17 protein-coding genes are annotated in these 20,443 nt (G+C 75.4%); 9 read left to right on the forward strand and 8 right to left on the reverse strand.

The features are described from left to right. Positions 1–70 precede the first annotated feature (70 nt). Positions 71–1,594 (reverse strand): DNA repair protein RadA, encoded by a 1,524-nt coding sequence (radA, locus tag ACWDCZ_RS21165; protein WP_375877325.1) that lies wholly within the window; start codon positions 1,592–1,594, stop codon positions 71–73. A gap of 306 nt (positions 1,595–1,900) precedes the next feature. Here radA and ACWDCZ_RS21170 point away from each other — a divergent pair, with 306 nt between their 5' ends. Beyond that, entirely contained in the window at positions 1,901–3,724 is a 1,824-nt protein-coding gene (locus ACWDCZ_RS21170; protein ID WP_449816637.1) for a BACON domain-containing protein, read from the forward strand. 691 nt (positions 3,725–4,415) lie between these two features. On the opposite strand, the gene ACWDCZ_RS21175 is transcribed toward ACWDCZ_RS21170, so the two are convergent. Then, on the reverse strand, positions 4,416–5,750 hold the full coding sequence (locus tag ACWDCZ_RS21175; protein ID WP_049657142.1) for a DUF1254 domain-containing protein: 1,335 nt from the start codon (positions 5,748–5,750) through the stop codon (positions 4,416–4,418). Positions 5,751–6,043: 293 nt separating this feature from the next. Here ACWDCZ_RS21175 and ACWDCZ_RS21180 point away from each other — a divergent pair, with 293 nt between their 5' ends. Continuing rightward, positions 6,044–7,084 carry an NAD-dependent epimerase/dehydratase family protein gene (locus tag ACWDCZ_RS21180; RefSeq protein WP_449816638.1) on the forward strand — a complete coding sequence of 347 codons (1,041 nt, stop codon included), beginning with the start codon at positions 6,044–6,046 and terminating at the stop codon, positions 7,082–7,084. A 119-nt stretch (positions 7,085–7,203) separates the two neighbouring features. On the opposite strand, the gene ACWDCZ_RS21185 is transcribed toward ACWDCZ_RS21180, so the two are convergent. After that, entirely contained in the window at positions 7,204–8,253 is a 1,050-nt protein-coding gene (locus ACWDCZ_RS21185; RefSeq protein ID WP_049657139.1) for a family 2 encapsulin nanocompartment cargo protein polyprenyl transferase, read from the reverse strand. A 241-nt stretch (positions 8,254–8,494) separates the two neighbouring features. Next, complete coding sequence (locus ACWDCZ_RS21190; RefSeq protein WP_074001715.1) at positions 8,495–9,913, reverse strand: family 2B encapsulin nanocompartment shell protein; 1,419 nt, start codon at positions 9,911–9,913, stop codon at positions 8,495–8,497. 329 nt (positions 9,914–10,242) lie between these two features. Here ACWDCZ_RS21190 and ACWDCZ_RS21195 point away from each other — a divergent pair, with 329 nt between their 5' ends. Continuing rightward, positions 10,243–11,316 (forward strand): ATP-grasp domain-containing protein, encoded by a 1,074-nt coding sequence (locus ACWDCZ_RS21195; RefSeq protein ID WP_449816639.1) that lies wholly within the window; start codon positions 10,243–10,245, stop codon positions 11,314–11,316. 12 nt (positions 11,317–11,328) lie between these two features. Here the strand turns inward: ACWDCZ_RS21195 and ACWDCZ_RS21200 are convergent, their stop codons facing one another. From ACWDCZ_RS21200 to ACWDCZ_RS21210, 3 genes are all read right to left on the reverse strand, one after another. Next, a complete protein-coding gene (locus tag ACWDCZ_RS21200) occupies positions 11,329–11,877 on the reverse strand; it encodes a methylated-DNA--[protein]-cysteine S-methyltransferase (RefSeq protein WP_304414273.1) in 549 nt (182 codons plus the stop codon). Between the two features lie 239 nt (positions 11,878–12,116). After that, the gene (locus tag ACWDCZ_RS21205) at positions 12,117–12,350 is read right to left on the reverse strand and encodes a hypothetical protein (RefSeq protein WP_049661653.1); all 234 of its coding nucleotides are present in this window, start codon (positions 12,348–12,350) and stop codon (positions 12,117–12,119) included. A 168-nt stretch (positions 12,351–12,518) separates the two neighbouring features. After that, on the reverse strand, positions 12,519–13,805 hold the full coding sequence (locus ACWDCZ_RS21210) for an MFS transporter (protein ID WP_416873649.1): 1,287 nt from the start codon (positions 13,803–13,805) through the stop codon (positions 12,519–12,521). 525 nt (positions 13,806–14,330) lie between these two features. Here ACWDCZ_RS21210 and ACWDCZ_RS21215 point away from each other — a divergent pair. From ACWDCZ_RS21215 to ACWDCZ_RS21240, 6 genes are all read left to right on the forward strand, one after another. Then, on the forward strand, positions 14,331–14,828 hold the full coding sequence (locus ACWDCZ_RS21215) for a hypothetical protein (protein ID WP_449816640.1): 498 nt from the start codon (positions 14,331–14,333) through the stop codon (positions 14,826–14,828). Between the two features lie 343 nt (positions 14,829–15,171). Next, on the forward strand, positions 15,172–15,618 hold the full coding sequence (locus ACWDCZ_RS21220) for a hypothetical protein (RefSeq protein WP_079271955.1): 447 nt from the start codon (positions 15,172–15,174) through the stop codon (positions 15,616–15,618). An 82-nt stretch (positions 15,619–15,700) separates the two neighbouring features. Next, positions 15,701–16,435 (forward strand): class F sortase, encoded by a 735-nt coding sequence (locus tag ACWDCZ_RS21225; protein WP_449816641.1) that lies wholly within the window; start codon positions 15,701–15,703, stop codon positions 16,433–16,435. 165 nt (positions 16,436–16,600) lie between these two features. Further along, positions 16,601–17,494: a hypothetical protein gene (locus tag ACWDCZ_RS21230; RefSeq protein WP_449816642.1), complete on the forward strand. Its 894-nt coding sequence runs from the start codon at positions 16,601–16,603 to the stop codon at positions 17,492–17,494. After that, positions 17,491–18,282, forward strand: a complete 792-nt coding sequence (locus tag ACWDCZ_RS21235; RefSeq protein WP_380781435.1) for a response regulator — start codon at positions 17,491–17,493, stop codon at positions 18,280–18,282. Before ACWDCZ_RS21230 ends, ACWDCZ_RS21235 begins: the two co-directional genes overlap by 4 nt. Next, the gene (locus ACWDCZ_RS21240; RefSeq protein WP_449816643.1) at positions 18,279–19,487 is read left to right on the forward strand and encodes a sensor histidine kinase; all 1,209 of its coding nucleotides are present in this window, start codon (positions 18,279–18,281) and stop codon (positions 19,485–19,487) included. The genes ACWDCZ_RS21235 and ACWDCZ_RS21240 overlap by 4 nt, the downstream gene beginning before the upstream one ends. Positions 19,488–19,584: 97 nt before the next feature. On the opposite strand, the gene ACWDCZ_RS21245 is transcribed toward ACWDCZ_RS21240, so the two are convergent. Further along, a complete protein-coding gene (locus ACWDCZ_RS21245) occupies positions 19,585–19,761 on the reverse strand; it encodes a hypothetical protein (RefSeq protein ID WP_158077680.1) in 177 nt (58 codons plus the stop codon). Positions 19,762–20,443 lie beyond the last annotated feature (682 nt).

A 20,443-nucleotide genomic window follows, 5' to 3' on the forward strand; every position in this document is an offset into this window, starting at 1 on the left:
GCTCGGTACTGCCTTCTGGCCAATGAGACTGGGGAAAGTCTAACTGTGTGTGGCCTCGGCAGGGCTTGGGTCAGCGCAGTTCGTCGGAGTCGAGCGGCTCCCAGCCGTCCATCAGCTCCTCGGGGTACGCCGCCGGGCGGTCCGCGGCCCGGGCGGAGCGCGGGGACGGCGGCGCCGACGGTGCCTCACCGCGCGGCTCGGTGCGCGGCTTGGCGGCGGAACGGCGGCGGCCCGGGATGGCCCGTAGCGCCTCGCCGATGTCGGCCACCTCGACCACCTTCATGCCCGGCGGCACCTTGCCCGGGTCCGGCGGGACCAGGGCGTGGGTGAAGCCCAGCCGGTGCGCTTCGGCGAGCCGCCGCTGCACACCCGTCACCCGCCGTACCTCGCCCGCCAGGCCGACCTCGCCGATCGCCACCAGGTTGCTGGGCAGCGGGGTGTCGGTGGAGGAGCTGGCCACCGCGAGCGCCACCGCGAGGTCGGCGGAGGGCTCGGTCAGCTTCACCCCGCCGACCGTCGCGGTGTAGATGTCCTGCTTGCCGAGCTTCACCCCGCCGTGCCGCTCGACCACGGCCAGGATCATCGCGATCCGGGGGGACTCCAGGCCCGAGGTGGTGCGCCGCGGGGAGGGGATCTGCGAATCCACCATCAGCGCCTGCACCTCGGCCACCAGCGGGCGCTTGCCCTCCAGGGTGACGGTGAGGCAGGTGCCCGGGACGGGCTTGTCACGCCTGGTCAGGAAGAGGCCGGACGGGTCGGCCAGGCCGACGATGCCCTCGTCGTGCAGCTCGAAGCAGCCGACCTCGTCGGTGGCGCCGTAGCGGTTCTTGACCCCGCGGATCAGCCGCAGCCGGGCGTGCCGGTCGCCCTCGAAGCTCAGCACCACGTCCACCAGGTGCTCCAGCAGGCGCGGACCGGCGATCTGGCCGTCCTTGGTGACGTGGCCGACCAGCAGGGTGGCCATGCCGCGCTCCTTCGACGCCCGGATCAGCGCGCCCGCCACCTCGCGGACCTGCGCCGGGCCGCCGGGGGCGCCGTCCAGCTCGGCGGAGGCGATGGTCTGCACCGAGTCCAGGATCAGCAGGCCGGGGTTGACCGCCTCGATGTGCCCGAGCACCGCGCCGAGATCCTGCTCGGCGGCGAGGTAGAGGTGCTCGGAGAGGGCGTTGATCCGGTCCGCGCGCAGCCGGACCTGGCCGGCCGACTCCTCGCCGGTGACGTAGAGCGTGCGGTGCTGCGCGGTGGCCGCCTTGGCGGCGACGTCCAGCAGCAGGGTGGACTTGCCGACGCCGGGCTCGCCGGCCAGCAGCACCACCGCGCCGGGCACCAGGCCCCCGCCGAGCACCCGGTCCAGCTCCGGCACGCCCGTCGAACGGGCCGTCGCGACCTGGCCGTCCACCTGGGCGATCGGGCGGGCGGGCGCGCTGACCGGGCCGGCGGCCGTGGTGCGGATCGGCACCGCGCCGTACTCCTCGACCGTGCCCCAGGCGTTGCACTCCGGGCAGCGGCCGACCCACTTGGGCAGCTGGTTGCCGCACTCGGTGCAGCGGTACGCCGGGCGGGGCTTGGCGGTGGTCTTGGAACGCGGAGGCATGCCGCCCACCGTAGCGTCCGGGTCCGACAACGGCGGCAGCGTCCGGGTCCGGGTCGGGGCCGACGACCAGGGTCCGCGGGCGGGCCGGCCGCGCGTCCACACAGATGGGCGATGTTGTTACCCGAAAGAAGTACATACGCGGCGAATGGCCGGGGTCAGCCGTCCGCGTTCTCTACCGTCGGACGGGTGACGACGAGAACTGTGGGGCCGGACGGGCCTGCCCGGTCGACCCGATCGGTCAGGCCGGGCAGGTCGGGTAGACCTGCCGGGTCGAGCGGGTCCGGCGGGTCGGCCGGGTCGGCCGGGGTGCGGACCGCCGCCGTGCTCGCGGCGTACGACCGGCAGGTGGACGGCCTGTTCACCTACTGCCTCTCGGTGCTCTGCGAGCACGACGCGGCCGCCGACGCCCTGCGCGAGGTCCGCGAGCTGGCACGACGGCACGGCGCCCGGCTGGCCGAGCCCGGGCTGCTGCGCGCCTGGCTGTTCTCCCTCGCCCGGTACTGCTGTCTGCGCCGGCTCGCCGGCGACGCCCCGGGTCCGACCGGTACCGAGGCCGGGCGGACCGCCCCGGCCGAGCCCGGCGAGGCCGAGGCGGCCCGACGGCGGCGCGAGCTCTCCTCGCTCGCCTGGCCCGAGGCGGCCGGCACCGACCCGGAACAGCGCGAGGCGCTGGAACTCTCCGTCCGGCACCGGCTGACCCCGCTCGAAGTGGCGGCCGTACTGGGCCAGCCGTTCGAACGGACCCGCGCGCTGCTGGCCGGGGCCGAGGCCGAGGTCGCCCGGACCAGGGCGGCGCTGCTGGTGCTCGGCGTGGGCAGCTGCCCGGAACTGGACCGGCTCGGCGGGGCCGGGGCGGAGTCCTGGCGGGACTGGGTGCTCGGCCCGGCGCTGCGCCGGGAGCTGGTGCAGCACGTGGTGGACTGCCCGACCTGCCGGGGGACGGCGGAACGGGTGGCCGCGGGCGAGGCGGCGGAGGGTACGGCGGGGGCGGCGGGGCTGTCCGGGTTGGCGCTGCTGCGGGCTCCGGCGGACCTCCTCGGGGCCGTCGCGGCCACCGGTGGGGCGGCCGCTCCGGCGGCGGCTGCTCGGGCTGTGGGTCCTCGGGTAGCGGGTGCTCGGGGCGCGGAGCCGGGGCTGCGGTTCGACCAGAGCGGCTTCCCCCGGCACCGGGCGCCGGACGCGGGGCGCGGGTTGGCGGTGCGTCGGCGGGTGGTGACCACCGGCGTGCTGGCGGCCGTACTGGCGGCGCCGGTGATCGCTCTCTGGGCCGGGCACCGGGGCGGTGTCGGGTCGGGGTCGGCGGCCTCGGTGTCGGCGGTACGGGTGGACGCGGCCGGGCAGCCGACCGGGCAGCGGCCGCGGCCCGCGGTGGACGGCCCGGCTGGGGCGGGTGCGCCCGGCATGCCCGGGATGGAACTGGCGGGGGCCGGGCCCGGGATGGTCGCGGGCGGTGTCGGCACAAGCGATGCAGAAACGTTGCCTCCCGGTTTTCCGCGGCTCACCTTCCAGGGCGCGGCCATCCCGGTCCCGGCCCACGGCGCGACCCCGCTCAGCAGCCCGACCCTGGTCGCCGCACCGGCCCCGGCTGCCGACCAGGCCTCCACGACGGGCACCGGCGAGCCCGCCCCGGCCGGGCTGCTCACCGTCGAGGCCGGCGAGTACGGCAGCCGGACCATCCTCACCCTCACCAACTCCGGCGCCACGGAGATCCGTTGGCACGCGGTGACGGACGCCGGCTGGCTCCGGCTCAGCCGCGACGCCGGCACCCTGGCGCCCGGCCAGCGGATCACCGTGATCGTCACCGTGGACGAGGACCAGGCACCGACGACCCACTGGACCGCCCGGATCGCGCTGCCGCCCTCCCAGGCGGTGGTCACCCTGGAGGGCGGGCCGCACAACCGAGGCGGCTCCGCCTCCTCCCCGGCCGATCCGTCACCGTCGTCGACACCGTCCTCGACTCCGGCGACACCGGTGCCCAGCGGTTCCACCACCACCTCGCCCACGGCGGCACCCACCGCGTCCCCGTCGCCCCCCGACCCACCGACGAGCACCCCGTCCCCCTCGGGCACAGCGACGAGCTCCTCGCCACATCCGACGGGCACGGCAACGGCCTCCCCGTCGCCGCACTAACGGCCCGCGCAACGCGGCAGCCCTCCCTCCCGGCCGGCACCCGGAGGGCACGGGCGCGCGAGAAGTCGACCCGGCCGACTTCTCGTGCACGGCGGGGCGGGCCAGGGGCCGAATACGTAGACCGACCGCCGTAATCCCGCCCGCAGTAGCCGGCAAGGCCGCACAGGAAGTCGGCCCACCCGACTTCCCACGCAACACCAGCGGGCAAATACACCGACCTGCGTGCTTCTCCAAGGCCCCAGGCCGAGGATGCACGAAAAGTCGACCCGGCCGACTTCTCATGCGTAACAGGGCCCAGCCTGGCTGGATTTGTAGACCGACCTGCATATTTCACCGGCCAGCCCGAAGCCGGGAGCGCGCCAGAAGTCGATCAGGCCGACTTCTCGCGCGCGCCGAGGGCGGGCCAGGAGCCGAATATGTAGACCGACCGCCATAATCCCGCCCGCAAAATCGGGAACGCACGAGAAGTCGGCCCACCCGACTTCTCGTGCGCGGCGGGATCCGAGGTGCTGGCGGGGCGTGCGGAGTGGGGCCCGAGGTGGGTGGCGGCGGGGCGGGCACGGCAGGGGCCGGGGTGGCAGCGCGGCACGCGGGGTGTGCGCGGTAGGTCCGAGATGGCGGCGCAGCGTGCGCGGCGGGATCCGGTTTGCTGGCGGGCTGGGGTCCAGGGGCGGGGTGGGCCCGGGGGGAGTCAGAGGCGGTGGATCGGGGGGACTTGGTAGGTGCCGTCCAGGACGGCGGGTTCGGGTTGGTAGATGCGGAGGATGGGGCGGAACTCGCCGGGTGGGGTGGGGAGCCAGTTGGCGGCGGCGGTCGGGTCCTCGGGCTGGTCGTGCCGGAGGGTCAGGGTGAGGGAGCCGTCCTCGCCGTGGACCAGTCCTGGGGTGCGGTCGCCGATCGAGTAGCGGTCGATCGGGTTCTCCACCAGGTAGTAGTCCGGGACGGAGTACATCGTGACGGACCAGAACGCCCCGGCCGGGGGCGGCTGGTCGAAGCGCAGGGTGTAGTCGTGGAGGCCGGTGAGGGGCCGGCCGTCGGAGTCGTCGTAGGTCATCGCGTACGAGGCCTCGTAGGCGTGGTTGCCCCAGAGGCCGGCCCGGGCGGCGGCGGCCCGGCTGAGGTAGGCGGCGCGGCGGTCGGGGATGCGCCACTCGGGGTCGTCGAGGGTGCCGGGGCCCAGGTGGTCGGTGTTGTAGTCGAAGAGGTGGAGGGCGCTGCGCCACTCGCCGGGCGGGTGGTCCTCGGGCGGGCGGGTGGCGTCCTCGACCCGTTCGCGGCCGGCGGCCAGGCCCTTGGCCAGCGCCAGTGTCCATTCGGCGGCGGCCGCGCGGTACGGCGAGGCGCCGTCGTCGAGCAGGCCGAGCGGGGCGAAGCGGCGCTGGTACTCGATGTCGGCGGTGGCGGGCGGGAAGGCCTGCATCCAGACCCGCAGCCGCTCGAAGAAGGCCAGCCGCTCGGGGACGTCCGCGTCCGGTTCGGGGAGTCCGGCGACCAGGCCTCCGGGTTCCAGCGGTTCCAGTTCGAGGGCGGCCTGGAGGGCCCGGACCCGGGGGAAGTCGTCCGGGCCGGCGCAGGCGAAGCGGCCGACGAGGGTGCCGACGGTGGTCGGCAGTTCGATCACCCGGTCGGGGTCCGAGGGGGTGCCGTGCCAGCCGGGCGGGACGATCAGCCAGGTCTGCGCGCCGGTGCCGGTGGCCCGGCGGCCGAGGTAGGCGACGTTGTCCGTCCAGGCGTCGATGACCTGCAGCACGTAGTAGGCGCCGGCGGTGTCCGGGACGCGCAGCACCTGCGGGCCCTCGGAGAGGTCGAGCTGGGCGATCGAGTAGACCGTGTCGTTGTTGACCGAGACGAAGCGGTCGGCCGGACCGGCCAGCCGGGTGGCGTGGCTGAGGTGGTTGAACGGCGCCGCCGGCAGGGTGCCCAGGCCGCCGCGGTCGAAGCGCTCGACCATGGTGAGGCCGGCGACCAGCGGGTAGCCGTAGACGTACGCGTCGGCGGCCAGGGCCTCCAGCTCGGGCTGGTTCATCACGGGTCCTTCGTCCGGGGCGGGCAGCCGGTCGGCGGGGGCGGCGCCGCCGGCGCGGCACCGGTGGGACGCTCGACGCCGGCGGGCCGTCGGTGCCGGCGCGGCGGGCGGGTCCGCCGTCCGGGTCGCGCACCGGGCCGGGGTGCGGTCGCCGACCGCGGTACACCTCGGATGCTAAGCGGGGCCGGGTGGGGCGGCACGTCGGACCGGACGCCGCGCGGCTTCCGCCCGCCGGGATCTGCTGAGCGCTGATCCGGGCGTACCGGCGGGGCGGCCGGGAGAGGGTCGTCGGTATGAAGATCCTCCTGCTTGGGGGCTCGTCCTTCCTCGGACGGGCCTACGCTGCCGATGCCCTCGCCAGGGGCCACCGGGTGACCACCTTCAACCGCGGCCGCAGCGCCGCCGACCTGCCCGGTGTCGAGGCCGTCCGGGGCGACCGCGACAGCGCCGGGGACCTCGCCCGGCTGGTCGACGGCCGCGGCTGGGACGCCGTCGTCGACACCTCCGCCCAGCAGCCCGCCCAGGCCGCGCTCAGCGCCCGGCTGCTGCGCGGGCGGGCCGGGCACTACACCTTCGTCTCCTCCGTGCACGCCTTCGCCGACTGGCCCGCCCACGTGGTCGACGAGGGCTCCGCGCCGCACCCCTGCCCCGCCGACACCCCGCCCGACCAGCCGCCCGGCAACGCCCTGAAGGCCGGCTGCGAGCGCGCCGTACTGGCGGGGTTCGGCGCCGGGCGCACGCTGGTGCTGAACAGCGGGCTGCTCGTCGGGCCGTACGAGTTCGGCGGCCGGCTGCCCTGGTGGCTGGAGCGGATGGCGCGCGGCGGGCGGGTGCTCGCCCCGGGGGATCCGCGGCGGACCATGCAGGTGATCGACGTCCGGGACTTCGCCGGCTTCGGGTTGGACCTGCTGACGGCCGGGACGGCGGGGCGGTTCGTCACCACGGCGCCGCCGGGGCGGCTCCGCTTCGGCGAGTGGCTGGAGACCTGCCGGGAGGTGGCGGGCGCCGCGGACACCGAGCTGGTCCGGGTCCCGGACGGGCCGCTGCTCGCCGAGGGGCCGGACCGGGTCGACTGGTGGACCGAACTCCCGCTCTGGGCACCGGACCTGCCCGAGCTGGCGGGCGTCTGGCTGGCCGACACCGGCCGGGCGGAGGCGGCCGGGCTGCGCTGCCGGCCGTTTGCCGAGACGGCGCGGGACACCTGGGAGTGGCTGCGGACGCGCGGGCCGGTCGAGGACACCGACGCCGAGGGGCGCAAGGGGCGGCCGGGGGCGGCGGTGCGGCACGGCATCGAACCCGCCAAGGAGCGGCGGCTGTTGGCCGCCTTCGGCTGACGGCGCGGTCGGCCGGGCCGTGGAAGCGGCCGGGAGTGGGAAGCCGGCCGGGCCGACCTCCCACTCCCGGGGAGACACCGGGGAAAGGCCCGGGGACGCATCCGGCCCGGGCGGCCCGCTCAGTGCGTGCGGCGGGTGACCAGCTCGGCGAGCGCCAGCAGCTCGTCGGCCGCGGCCGGCTCCGGGACCGCGGCGGCCAGCTGCGCCATCGCCGTGGCCATCCGCTCGCAGGACTCGCCCTGCGCCCAGCCACGCCCGCCGGCCGCCTCGACGGCCGCCGCGCACTGCGCCAACTCCTCGGGGCTCAGCGGGCGTTCGATCGCGTACAGCTCGGCCAGCCGCTTGCCGTCCACGGTGCCGGACCCCAGCGCCGCGACCACCGGCAGCGACTTCTTCCGGGCGACCAGGTCCGCGCCGACCGGCTTGCCGGTGACCGCCGGATCCCCCCAGATGCCGATCAGGTCGTCGATCAGCTGGAAGGCCAGGCCGATCTCTCGGCCGAAGCCGTCCAGCGCCTGCGCCGCCTCCTCGGAGGCGCCCCCGTACAGGGCGCCCATCGAGCAGGCCGCGCCGAGCAGCGCGCCGGTCTTGGCCTCCGCCATCGCCAGGCACTCGGGCAGCGAGACGTCGTCGCGCCGCTCGAAGGCGCAGTCGATCTGCTGGCCCTCGCAGAGCTCGACCACGCAGTCGGCGAGCCGGCGGATCGAGCCCTGGGCGGCCGGGTGGGTGTCCTCGGCGAGCAGGCGCAGCGCGAGGGAGTGCATGGCGTCCCCGGCCAGGATGGCCTCGGTGGTGCCGAACACCCGCCAGGCGGTGGGCCGGTGGCGCCGGGTGTCGTCCCGGTCGATGACGTCGTCGTGGAGCAGGGTGAAGTTGTGCACCAGCTCCACCGCGGCGGCCGCGGCGACGGCCTCGTTGGGCCTGCCGCCCAGGGCCTGGGTGGCGGCGAGGACCATGGCCGGCCGGATCGCCTTGCCGGCGGGGGCCTCGGCGGGGGTGCCGTCCGCCTCCCACCAGCCGAAGTGGTAGCCGGACACCTTGCGCATGGTGCCGGGCAGCGAGTCGACGGCGGCCCGCAGGACCGGGTCGACCAGGGCGCGGGTCCGGGCGAGGATGTCCGCCGCCTCGTGCCCCTCTTTGTGGTCCCGCTCCAGCGTGGGACTCGTCATGGGTCTCTCCCCCTGTCGGGCGCCTGTCGTGGGACGGCCCGCCGACGGCGGACCGGAGTTGCGCTGCGGTGCCGGGCGCGGTCGCGCCTCGCCCCGGCCGGGCCCGTGCCGGCGGGGTCGGTACGCACCGGGGTCGTACCGGCCGGGTCCGTACGCGCCGGGGCCGCCGTCCGCCGGGGCCGGATGGGCGGCCCCGACGGACGGCACGACGGCGCGGCGCCGCGACCGGCCGTGCGAACCGTCAGTACTGCGCGATGTCCACGTTCTCCAGGACGCCGACCGCGTCCGGCACCAGGATCGCGGCGGAGTAGTAGGCGCTCACCAGGTAGGAAATGATGGCCTTGTCGTCGATTCCCATGAACCGCACCGAAAGGCTCGGCTGGTATTCGTCCGGAATTCCGGTCTGGTGGAGGCCGATGACGCCCTGGTTGTCCTCGCCGATGCGCATCGCGAGGATCGAGCTGGTGCTGCCGACGATCGGGATCTTGTTGCACGGGAAGACCGGGACGCCGCGCCAGGACTGGATCTGCTTGCCGTCGACCTCGACCGTGTCCGGGTAGAGGCCGCGCTTGTTGAGCTCCCGGCCGAAGGCGGCGATGGCCCGGGGGTGGGCCAGGAACAGCTTGGTGCCGCGGCGGCGGCTGAGCAGCTCGTCCATGTCGTCCGGGGTGGGCGGGCCGGAGTGGGTCTGGAAGCGCTGGTCGTACGCGGCGTTGCCGAGCAGGCCGAAGTCGGGGTTGTTGACGAGCTCGTGCTCCTGGCGCTCGCGCAGGGCCTCGATGGTCAGCCGCAGCTGGTGCTCGGTCTGGTTCATCGGCTGGTTGTAGAGGTCGGCGACCCGGCTGTGCACCTTGAGGATGGTCTGCGCGACGCTGAGCTCGTACTCGCGCGGCTTGAGCTCGTAGTCCACGAAGGCGCCGGGCAGCTCGTACTCGCCCTGGTGGCCGGCGGAGAGGTCGATCGCGGCCTCGCCGTGCTTGTTCTGCGCCTGCTGGAAGCCGTTCAGGTATTCGATGATCTGGAGCTGGAGCGCCTCGGAGCGGTCGTGCAGCTCCTGGAAGGCGGGCCAGGACAGCGTCATCACGGTGCCGGCCGTCGCGGCGCGGACGGTGTACGGCCAGGCGCCGCCGTCCTGCCGGACCGCCTCGTCGCCGAGGTGGTCGCCGTCGGCGAGGGTGCCGACGACCGTCTCCTCGCCGTACTTGCCGGTGCCCAGCCGGTCGAGCTTGCCGTGCGCGATCAGGAACACCTCGGTGATCGGGGCGCCGGCCTGGACCAGCACGTCGCCCGGGGCGAACTCCCGCTGCACGAAGCGCGAGGCCAGCTCCTCCAGCACGGCCTCGTCCTGGAATCCGCGCAGCACGGGCACCTCGGCCAGCGTGGGCGCGACGATCCGCACCTCGGCACCGGTCTTGACGAAACCCACCCGGCCGCGGCCGACCGAGTGGCGCAGGCGGCGGTTCACCCGGTAGGTGCCGCCGGACACCTGCACCCAGGGCAGCTTCCTGAGCAGCCAGCGCGGGCTGATGCCCTGCATCTGGGGCGCGGACTTGGTGGTCGTCGCGAGGTTCCGCGCGCCGGCCGTGCTCAGACTCTGCTGCTGCCGGATCTCCGACTGCGCACTGGGCGCGGGAATTCCGGCATTGGTTTCGGTCGACATGGGGGAGCCCTTCGCATATCCCGATGAAGTGTCGCCTTGCACATGCGTGTTGCAGCTTCATGGTGGGCCCTGTCGAGGGTGCCCCGCAATCACTCGTTCGAGTGGTTCGGAATGCCTAAACAAATAGTACGAATAGATCACCCGATCGATATCTGTTCGACCGTCCATTCGAACAACTCGGAGCGCGGCGCCCCATCCTCCCCCATCCGCGCCCCGAACCGCGCCACCCCGCGCCACGATCCACAGGCGGCGCCCCCGCCGTCCGGACCGTTCGAACAGGCCGCTAGGGTGCCCTGACCCTTCGTCAACTCTCTCCCCGAGAGGGTCACATGAGTGCACCCGTACGTGTCTGGCTGAACCGCACCTACGCCGAGAACGTCTTCTTCATCGAACAACTGCGCGCCGCCCCGCGCCCGGTGGTGGTCCACGCGACCCACGGCGACCCGGACTCCCCCGTGCTCGCCGCCGCCGACCACGGCAGCGCCGAGCCGGCCGACCTGCCGGCGGACGGCTACGTCGGCTACGCGCTGGACTACTGCGCCCGGCACGCCGTCGACGTCTTCGTCCCGCAGCTGCACCAGCTCGCCATCGCCCTCGCCCGGCCGGAGTTCGAGGCGATCGGCACCGCGCTGCTCTGCCCGCCGGCCACCGCGATAGCGGCCTTCACCAGCAAGGCCGACGGCTACGCGGTGATCGCCGGGGCCGGCCTGCCCACCCCGCCCTGGTGGCGGGTGCGCACCCCCGGCGAGCTGTGGGACGCCGTCGAGCGGATCGAGGGCGCCGGGCACACCGCCTGCCTCAAGCCCACCGCCGGTGCGGGCGGCGCCGGCTTCCGGGTGCTCACCCGGGAACCGTACGGAGCGCGGCGGCTGACCGGCTGGGACCACCGGGTGCAGGTCGATCAGGTGGCCGCGGCACTGGCCGAGGGCGGTCCGGACGGCGAGCCGGTGGACCTGCTGGTGATGCCCTACCTGGACGGACCGGAGGTCTCGGTGGACTGCCTCGCCGACCGGGACGGCGGCCCGCTCACCGCGGTCGGACGCACCAAGGAGGGCCGCCGCCGCGGCTTCACCACCGAGGAGTGCTACCTGGACCCGGTCCGGCGGCTGGTCCGGGCGACCGGCATGGCGTACCTGTCCAACGTGCAGTTCCGCCGCTTCGACGGCCGGCCGGTGGTCATCGACGTCAACACCCGCCCCGCCGCCGGGCTCCACCAGCTGCGGCTGTGCGGCCTCAACCTGCCGTGGGACGCGGTGCGGCTGGCACTCGGGGAGCGGCCGGAGTACCCGGAGGCGGAACCGGACGTGCGCGGCATCGAGTACACGCTGGTGTCCGGCATCCGGCCGGTGCTGCAGCGCCGGGCGCCGGGACGGGTGTCACTGGTCCGGGCGCTGCACCGGTGAGCGGCCGAGCCCCTAGAGCGGGCCGTTCCAGTCGAGGGTCGGCTCCAGCACGCCCTCCAGCGTGAGCAGCCAGCGCTTCACCTCGATCCCGACCCGGCCGCCGCCGAAGCCGCCGATCCCGTCCGCCGCCACCACCCGGTGGCAGGGCACCAGCAGCGGGACGGGGTTGGCGGCCATCATCTGCCCGACCGTGCGGGCGGCCAGGCCGGGCTCCGTCACGTCCTCGAACACCCCGCTGCGGGCGGCCAGTTCGCCGTAGGTGATGGTCCGGCCGTACGGCACCTCGCGCCAGAGCGCCTGCAGCACCGCGCGGTGCGGGCCGGAGCTCAGGCTCCAGTCGATCGGCAGGCCCAGGTCGCGGGTGCGGCCCGCCAGGTAGGCGCCGATCCGCTCGGTGACGGCGGCGATCTTCGACTCGTCGGTGCACGGCGGCGCCTCGCCCTCGCGCGGCCCCCGGTAGCCGGCCGACACCACACCGAGCGGGGTCACCGCGATGTGCATCGGCCCGCTGGGCAGCGGCGTGGGCACGGTCAGCCAGGACATCGACCAGGACTGCGGCACGTTCGGGCCCCCACCCTCCGCCGGACCGGCCGCCGGCCACCCCGGCGTCCGGGGGGCGTCCCCGCCCCGCGCGCCATCGTACGGCGGGCGGCCGACAGGCCACGGCGCGCGATCCACGGGCTCGGGCGGGCCGGCAGCGGGCTCAGGCGGGCGGACAACGGGCTCCGGCGAACGGGCCGAGGGCTCCGGCGGCCGGCCCGGGTGCGGACGGTCCGCGGCCCGGGCCCGGGCCGCTCCGGTCAGAACTGCCCCTTCAGTCCGCGCGCGTTCGACGCGCACCAGTGCACCAGCTCGGCACGGTCCGGGGCGCGGCCCTCGCACAGCACGGCGAGCTGTTCGTCGTTGATCCGGTTCGGCCCCGGGATCTCCAGCAGGTACGCCAGGTCCGCCAGTACGGTGGCGAGCCGCTCCGCGTCCGCGTGGTCCAGGGTGACCGCGGACCCGTGATGGCTGATGGTGAGCGAGCCGGGCATGATCGACCTCCTCCGTCACCCCCGTCCTCCACCGTACGACCGGGTCGGCCGCCCCGCCCGCCGCGGAGGCGTACGTGCGCGGGTGGGGCAGCCGGTTGCGCTCCGGGGCCGGCCGGGCGCGGTGCGCGGTGGGCCGGGGGTGCGCCCCGGAGCCGTCCGAGGGGTTGGTCAGCTGTCCGGGCCCTCCTCCCAGCGACGGTCACGTACCGCCGGTACGGCCAACACTACGGCCCCGGCCGCCAGTTGCCAGACCGCTCCGATCAGCAGCACGGTGTCCGCACCGAACCGGCCCGCCAGCGGACCGGCCGCCGCCAGCCCGAGCGGGCCGAGGGCGAAGGAGCCCAGCACGCCGAAGGCCGTCACCCGGCCGAGCAGTTCCACCGGCACCCACTTCTGGGTGGTGGTGCCGTAGAGCGTCCCGCAGACCGCCGAGCCGACCCCGGCCACCAGCGCGCCGGCGGCCACCCAGGGCAGCCCCGCCCCGGCCGCGAGCGCCGCGGAGGGCAGCGCCCAGGCCAGCGCCGCCAGGGACGCCACCGCGAGCGGGCGGGCCGGAGACCGGCCGAGCACCAGCAGGCCGCCCAACACCGCGCCGACGCCGTAGACGCCCATCACCAGGCCCCAGGCGCGGGCACCGCCGAGGTCCCGCTGCGCGAGCAGCGGGCCGAGCACCAGGAAGGGGGCCCAGACCAGCAGGTTGAACAGGCCCATCTGCACGGTGGTGACCCACAGCCACGGGCGGGAGGCGAACTCCGACCAGCCGGCCCGCAGGTCCCGGACCATCGACCCCTCGCCGGCCGCCGCCCGCATCGGCAGTCGCAGCCCGGCCAGCGCGAAAGCGCCGACGCCGTACGTCACCGCGTCGGCCAGCAGCACCGTCGCCGGGCCCCAGGCGGCGGTGACCAGGCCGGCGGTGGCGGGGCCGACCACGGTGGACACCGAACGGGCCAGCCCCAGCAGGGCGTTGGCGTCCGCCACCAGTCCCGTACGGCGCACCAGGTCGGGCACGATCGCGCCGAAGGCCGGCATGAAGAGCCCCTCGCCGACCCCCCAGACCGCCACCAGCGCGACCATCGCCCAGACCGGGGCGTGCCCGGCCGCCAGCAGCCCGGCGAACAGCGCCTGGACCACGCCGCGCAACAGGTCCGAGCCCAGCATCACCCGGCGGCTGCCGATCCGGTCCGCGATCGCCCCGCCGGCCAGCAGCACCAGCACCACGGGGAGGATCCGGGCCGCCATCACCCACCCCAGGGCGGTGCCGCCTCCGCCGTTGCCGCTTCCACCACCACCGCCGTCGAGCACCGCGAAGGCGACCGCGACCGGCGCCATCGAGGAGCCGATCAGGGAGGTCGTGTACCCCAGGAAGAACCACGTGAACTCGCGCTCGCCGAACACGGCGAGCCGGTCTCCCAGGCGCCTTCGGCGGGCCGGGATCCGTTCGGTCTGCACTGCCATGTGCAGAAAGTCTGCGCGTCGACGGAGGGTGGATTCAAGGGATTGCGGGAAAAAAGTTGAGCCTTTGGGAATCAATTCGACGAGGATTTGCTCTACCGCAGTAAATTCACACCTCTATGGCTCTCCACCTGCCGTTTACTGCGCCCAGCGACTATGGTTTAGATGTCCCGGAACAGTGATTTACTGCGGCACTTGGATTTCGGAAGAAGGCGATCGTGACAGGAACCGCGACAGCACTCCCACCGGTCGAATACGCCGTCGCCGTCGAGCGCTACCTGGCCGCCTCCGGGCTCGCCGACGGCTCCCGGCGGATCTACCGGATCGCACTGGACACCTGGGCCTGGGCACTCGCCGACCGGCCCGCCCCCACCGGCCCCGAACGGCGACGGGCCCGGCCGCCCGTCCTGCCGCTCGCCCTGCTCGACCACCCCGACGCCGCCGAGCGGCTCCGCGCCGCGGCCGCCCGGCGCGGCGCCGACACCGACCCGCGCACCCTCAACCGGGAGCTCTCCACCCTGCGCGGCCGTGGCCTGGTGGCGGGCCCGCGGCTGGCTCGACGGCGACCCGACCACCGGCCTGCTCCCCCGCCCACTGCCCGAACCCGCCACGGCCACCGGCCCGTTGAGCCCCGAGGAACTGCGCGCCCTGTTCGCCCTCCGCGCGCCGCTGCGCGAGCAGGCGCTCTGGCACCTGCTGCACGAGTCCGGCGCCGCGATCGAGACCGTCCTCGCCCTGGACACCGACCACCTCGACCCGCCCCGCCGACGCACCCGCCCGCCCGGCACCCCGGTGTACTGGCAGTCCGGCACCGCCCGGCTGCTCCCCCTCCTGGTGGCCGGCCGCGCCACCGGCCCGCTCTTCCTCACCGACCGCCGCGCCCCCGCCGGCACCCCCGACCGCGACCGCTGCCCGTACACCGGCCACGCCCGCCTCTCCTACCGCCGCGCCGCCGAACTCTTCACCGCCCACACCCGGCCGCTCGGCCCGGGCTGGACCCTCCGCCGCCTGCGGTCGGGGCGGTAGGGCGGGCCGGTAGGGCAGGGCCGTAGGGCAGGGCAGGGGTGGAGGCAGCGTCGGGCTTTCCGGAGGCCCCGTCCGCACCGTTACGCAGCCGATGGGCGGCCGTGACACGACCGGCCGAGGACCGCGACACGGCCCTCCTAGCGTCATCCCCGACGCCACCGGCCGAACCCGTCGAACCGGGTGAAGCGGCCGGAGGGCGTCCGCGACGAGGACGTACGCGTCCGGCGCCGACGACGGACGTCCCACGACACCGGCCCGCCGGGGCCCGCGAAACCGCACCGCGGACCGCACCGCGGACCGGCGGCCACCACCCACCGACCGACGCACGATGGAGACACCCCGTATGAGCAGGAGCCGTACCCACCACTCCCCCGCCCGCCGCGTCCTGGCCGCCTGCGCCCTGACCGGCGCCGCGCTGCTGGCCACCGTCACCGGCGGGCAGGCCTGGGCCGACGGCGCGCCGAAGCCGGCCGCGCCCTCCGCCGCCCCGGCCGGCGACGCCGCGGTGCGGACCGCCCCGCCCGCGCCCGCCGCGCCCTCCGCCGCCCCGAAGCCCGAGGCCTCGCCGGCCGTGGCCGCCCCGAAGGGCGCCGCCCCGGCCCCGGCCGCCCCCGGCGGCGCCCAGCCGCAGGTCCGCGAGGTGCCCAAGGGCGCCGCACAGGCCGGTGACGGCTCCACCGCCTCCGACGGTTCCGGCCTGATGCTCGCCGGTGGCGGCACCGTCGCGGCCGTCGGCGCCGCGGGCCTGGGCTTCGCCCTCCTGCGCCGCCGCTCCGGTGCGCGCGGCTGACACCGGTCCCGAGTCCGCCGGGCACCCCGGCGCCGCTTCCCCGTACCCGGCCAGTCGGGGAAGCGGCGCCGGGGCCGCCCCGGTGGCGGGGACCGACAGCCACCGACGCGCCCCGGGCCACCGGCGGGGGCGCCGACGCGCCGCCCGGCCCGGCCCCGGCCCGCTGCGCCGTACCGCCTTCGGCACCGCGGGCCTGCTCTGCCTGGTGCTCGGCACCTCGCTCGCGCTGTCCGGCCGGGAGACCCCGGTGGTGCGGGTCGAGACCTCCGGGCACGGCACCGGCGCCGACACCCCGGCGGCCCCGGGCACCCCGGGCACCCCGGGCGCCCCGGCCACGACCGGCACCGCACCCGCCGCCCCGAAGCCGTACGCCTCCTCGCCGCCGACCCGCCTGCTGGTGCCCTCCGTCGGGGTGGACGCACCGGTGACCGACCTCGGCCTCAACCCCGACGGCACGGTCGAGGTACCGCCGGCCGACCGGGGCGAGGAGGTCGGCTGGTACCGCAACGGCCCCACCCCCGGCGAAGCCGGCCCCGCCGTGCTCATCGGGCACTACGACACCGTGCACGGCCCGGCGGTCTTCAAGCAGCTGCCGAAACTGCGCCCCGGCGACCTCATCCGGATCCGGCGCGCGGACGGCGGCACCGTGGACTTCAAGGTCCGCGAGCTGCTCCAGGCCGCCAAGGACCGCTTCCCGACCGAGCAGGTGTACGGCGACACGCCCGCGCCCGCGCTCCGGCTGATCACCTGCGGTGGCCGGATCGGCTCGGACGGCCACTGGACGGACAACATCATCGTGCTGGCGGACCTGGCCTGACGGTGCACGAACCGCCGTCGGGGAACCGCCGGCCACCGCCCGCACGACCTACCACCGGGGCGGCGACGGGAGGCGACGAGCCGGACCGTCGCCGTGGACGCAGGCAGAGCAGGCAGAGCAGGCAGCGCGGACAGCGCGGGCCCGGCAGGAGGACGAGCACCGACCGTGGCAGCAACAGCACCCCCACCACCCCGCCGCCGTCCCGGCGCCGTCCCGGTGGCCGCCCTGGCCGGCCTGGTCGTCGTCCTCGCCCTCGCCGCCCTGGCCTTCGGCCGGGCCACCCCCGGCGAGCTGCGCGACCAGGGGCCGGCCCGGGCCGTCAGGCCGCCGGCGGTGTCCCAGCCGCTCTGGCCGGACCTGCCCACCTCCCCGCCGCCGGCCGCGTCCGCGACCGACACCACCCAGGAACCGCCGCAGCCCGTACCGGACGTGACCGTCCCCGGGCGCGACATCACCGCGGTCGACGTCCGCACCGTCCTCGCCAAGGACCCGGACGTCGACCAGGAGGAGCGCCAGGCACTCGGCTCCTGCGCCGGCTGCGAGGTCCGCGCCCCGGAGTTCCGCGACCTCACCGGCGACGGGCAGCCCGAGCTGATCACCGTCGTCACCACCCCCGGGCGGGCCGTGCTGCACGTCTACGCCCTCGCCGAGGACCGGCTGCTGCCCGTCCTCCGGGTGCGGGTCCAGCCGGCGTTCAACGCCTCGACCATCGGCACCGACCTGTGGCTGATCGAGCCGACCAGCGTCGACGCCCGGACCACCAGCCACTACGCGTGGGACGGCAAGAGGCTCACCCTGAACGAACGCAGGGACGAGGGCGTCATACCGCTCCCGTCCACCGGCCCGGACGCCGGCCGGCCGGCCACCGCCGTCCCCGACCCCGGACCGGCGCCCCGCCCCGCCCCGTACGCGCCGAAGCAGTCGGCCCCCGAGGCCGCCGTCCCGTCCCCGCGCGGCGCCCGGCCGTCCTCCGTGCCCTCCGCCCCCTCCGTGCCCGGCGCGCCCGGCGCGCCCGTCGCGCCCTCCGTCCCCGCCGTGCTCCCGGAAGCGAAGCGATGACCCCCGCAGCCCCCGCCGCCGCCCCCGCCCACCCGCACATCCTCCTGGTCGAGGACGACGAGGTGATCCGCGAGGCCACCCGGATGGCCCTGGAGCGCTACGGCTTCCCGGTCACCACCGCCGCCGACGGCCTGGAGGGCCTGGAGGCCTTCCACGCCGTCCGGCCCGACCTGCTCCTGCTGGACGTCATGCTGCCGCTGCTCGACGGGGTCGGCCTCTGCCGCCGGATCCGGGAGGAGAGCCAGCTGCCGATCCTGATGATGTCCGCCCGGACCGACCCGGTGGACGTGGTCTCCGGGCTGGAGGCCGGGGCGGACGACTACGTGGTCAAGCCCTTCGAGAGCGCCGTCCTGGTCGCCCGGATCCGTACGGTGCTGCGCCGCGTCCCGGTCGCCCCGGCGGCCGACGCCCCGCCGGCCCCGTTCGCTCCGCCCCCGCAGTCCTCGCCGTCCCCGCCCGCCCCTTCGCCCGCTCCGCCGTCCCCGCCCACCCTTCCGTCCGTCCGCAGCTTCGACGGCCTCCGGGTGGACACCGACAGCATGGAGGTCCGGGTGGACGACCGCCTCGTCCCGCTCACCCCCACCGAACTGCGGCTGCTGCTGGAGTTCAGCGCCGCGCCCGGGATCGTGCTGGAGCGCTCCACCCTGCTCGAACGCGTCTGGGACTACGAGTGGGGCGCCGACACCCGGGTCGTGGACGTCCACGTGCAGCGGCTGCGCGCCAAGATCGGCTCCGGCCGGATCGAGACCGTCCGCGGCTTCGGCTACAAGCTGCGGCGCCCGGCATGACCCTGCGCCGCCAGATCGCCGCCGCCGTCGCCGCCATCGCCGTCCTGGTCGCGGTGGCCGTCGGCCTGCTGGTCCACCAGGCGATGATCCGCCAGCACGTCGACCAGGCCCGCTCCTCCTCGCTCGCCACCCTCGACTCCGCCTTGAACGACTACGAGCGCGGCGGCGGGAAGGCGGTCGGCCGGGGCGCCGTCCTGAACGACCCGGCGCTGCCCGAGCGGCTGCGCGCCCTCGCCGCCGACGACCGGCACGGCTCGCTGCTCGTCGCCGACGGCACCGGCGAGTCGATGTGGGCGGCCGGCCCGGTGCCGGACGGGGTGGTGTCCGTCCGGGTGGACTTCACCCAGGACCGCCAGGCCATCGCCGACCTGGACCGGATCATCCTGCTCACCGTCGTCGCCGCGGTCTTCACCACCGTGCTGGCCGGCGTGCTCGTCGCCGACCGGATCAGCCGCCGGCTGCGCACCGCGGCCACCGCCGCCCGCGGCATCGCGGCCGGCGGGACGGACACCCGGATCGGCGAACTCGTCGACGGCAAGGACGAGGTCGCCGACCTCGCCGCCGCCGTCGACCTGATGTCCCGCACCCTGCACCGCCGACTGGAGGACGAGCAGCGCTTCACCGCGGACGTCGCCCACGAACTGCGCACCCCGCTCACCGGCCTCGTCACCGCCGCCGAACTCCTGCCGCCCGGCCGCCCCACCCAGCTCGTGCAGAACCGGGTCCAGGCACTGCGCGGCCTGGTCGAGGACCTGCTGGAGGTCTCCCGCCTGGACGCCGACGCCGAGTCCCCCGACCTCTCCGCCGTCCCCCTCGAACGCGCGGCCCGCCGCACCGTCACCCTCACCGGCCTGGACGTCACCGTCGAGATCACCGCCGACCGGCAGGTCCGCACCGACCTGCGCCGGCTGGACCGCATCCTCGGCAACCTCATCCTCAACGCCCACCGCCACGGCACCGGCCCGGTCCACCTGCACGTCGACGGCCCGCGGATCACCGTCCGCGACCACGGCCCCGGCTACCCCGAGGACCTCCTCCGCCACGGCCCGCAGCGCTTCCGCACCAACGCCCCCGAACGCGGCCGCGGCCACGGCCTCGGCCTCACCATCGCCACCGGCCACGCCCGCGTCATCGGCGCCACCCTGACCTTCGCCAACCACCCCGCCGGCGGCGCCCTCGCCACCCTCACCCTCCCCCCGAACTGACCCCGGACACGACGGAAGGGCCGGCCCGACAACCCGTCGGACCGGCCCTTCCCGTTCTGCGCGGAGCCCCCTGTCGGGTTCGAACCGACGACCCCCGCTACTGGGCCGGACGGGACCTGTCGGCCGGGGCTTCAAGATGGCGCGCGAGGATGGCGGCGAACGCGAGGTACGCCTCGATCTTCGCGGCTCCGACGAGAGCATCGGGCGACACATGCTTTGGCAGCCGGTCCAGGTACGCGCGGGCAGCGTTGGCGTGGTCAACGTAGTCACTCATGCAGGCCCCCCTGAGGATGATCACGAAGTTTGTGCGAAGCCTACGGCTGTACACCGGGCGGCGGCGCTGTTTCGGCGGATGTCCCGTCCGGACCAAGGTCGACAGTGCCGAGCGCCGCCGGCACACTTCGGGCTGAGCGGGTGGTTCCCTCCTCGATCGGGCAGCTTCGCCGCACCCGGGTTCTCCAGGAGCCGCCAAGGCCAAGGCCGGTGTCTCCCCGGACATCCACTTCCACGACGTCCGGCACACCGGACGCTTCTGGCACGCCCGTGGCACAGCCCGAGCAGGACCGCAGCAACGACGAAGGGCCAGCCCGACACCTGTCGGACCGGCCCTTCCCGTTCTGCGCGGAGCCCCCTGTCGGGTTCGAACCGACGACCCCCGCTTTACAAGTTTTCGGCGGGCAAGCCCCTGACCTGCGGAAACGTCGATCACTTGGCCGCTGACCTGCGAAGATGTCTCTCCGGGACTCTCTCGACCTCTCCGCACTTCTCGGCCTCATGTGTGCCGATTCCGTGCCGCGAGGTGGCCCCCCGGCCCTCCCGCCACCGCCGACCGCCTCGCTGTTCAGCCGCTCTGCGGCCCTACAAGCATGGCAGGCCCACCGCTCCCCCGCAGGCACCTAGGGCCTGTGTGATGTTGTGATCAATCTTCGGGTTCTGCCCCGCTCCGGGGCAGAACC

The organism is Kitasatospora sp. NPDC001225 (assembly GCF_053597855.1).

Bases quoted from the DNA above. Each gene is read 5' to 3' on its own strand.
- radA (WP_375877325.1), bottom strand. From the start codon at position 1,594: ATGCCTCCGCGTTCCAAGACCACCGCCAAGCCCCGCCCGGCGTACCGC.
- ACWDCZ_RS21175 (WP_049657142.1), bottom strand. From the start codon at position 5,750: ATGAACCAGCCCGAGCTGGAGGCCCTGGCCGCCGACGCGTACGTCTAC.
- ACWDCZ_RS21180 (WP_449816638.1), top strand. From the start codon at position 6,044: ATGAAGATCCTCCTGCTTGGGGGCTCGTCCTTCCTCGGACGGGCCTAC.
- ACWDCZ_RS21185 (WP_049657139.1), bottom strand. From the start codon at position 8,253: ATGACGAGTCCCACGCTGGAGCGGGACCACAAAGAGGGGCACGAGGCG.
- ACWDCZ_RS21190 (WP_074001715.1), bottom strand. From the start codon at position 9,913: ATGTCGACCGAAACCAATGCCGGAATTCCCGCGCCCAGTGCGCAGTCG.
- ACWDCZ_RS21195 (WP_449816639.1), top strand. From the start codon at position 10,243: ATGAGTGCACCCGTACGTGTCTGGCTGAACCGCACCTACGCCGAGAAC.
- ACWDCZ_RS21205 (WP_049661653.1), bottom strand. From the start codon at position 12,350: ATGCCCGGCTCGCTCACCATCAGCCATCACGGGTCCGCGGTCACCCTG.
- ACWDCZ_RS21210 (WP_416873649.1), bottom strand. From the start codon at position 13,805: ATGGCAGTGCAGACCGAACGGATCCCGGCCCGCCGAAGGCGCCTGGGA.
- ACWDCZ_RS21220 (WP_079271955.1), top strand. From the start codon at position 15,172: ATGAGCAGGAGCCGTACCCACCACTCCCCCGCCCGCCGCGTCCTGGCC.
- ACWDCZ_RS21235 (WP_380781435.1), top strand. From the start codon at position 17,491: ATGACCCCCGCAGCCCCCGCCGCCGCCCCCGCCCACCCGCACATCCTC.
- ACWDCZ_RS21240 (WP_449816643.1), top strand. From the start codon at position 18,279: ATGACCCTGCGCCGCCAGATCGCCGCCGCCGTCGCCGCCATCGCCGTC.
- ACWDCZ_RS21245 (WP_158077680.1), bottom strand. From the start codon at position 19,761: ATGAGTGACTACGTTGACCACGCCAACGCTGCCCGCGCGTACCTGGAC.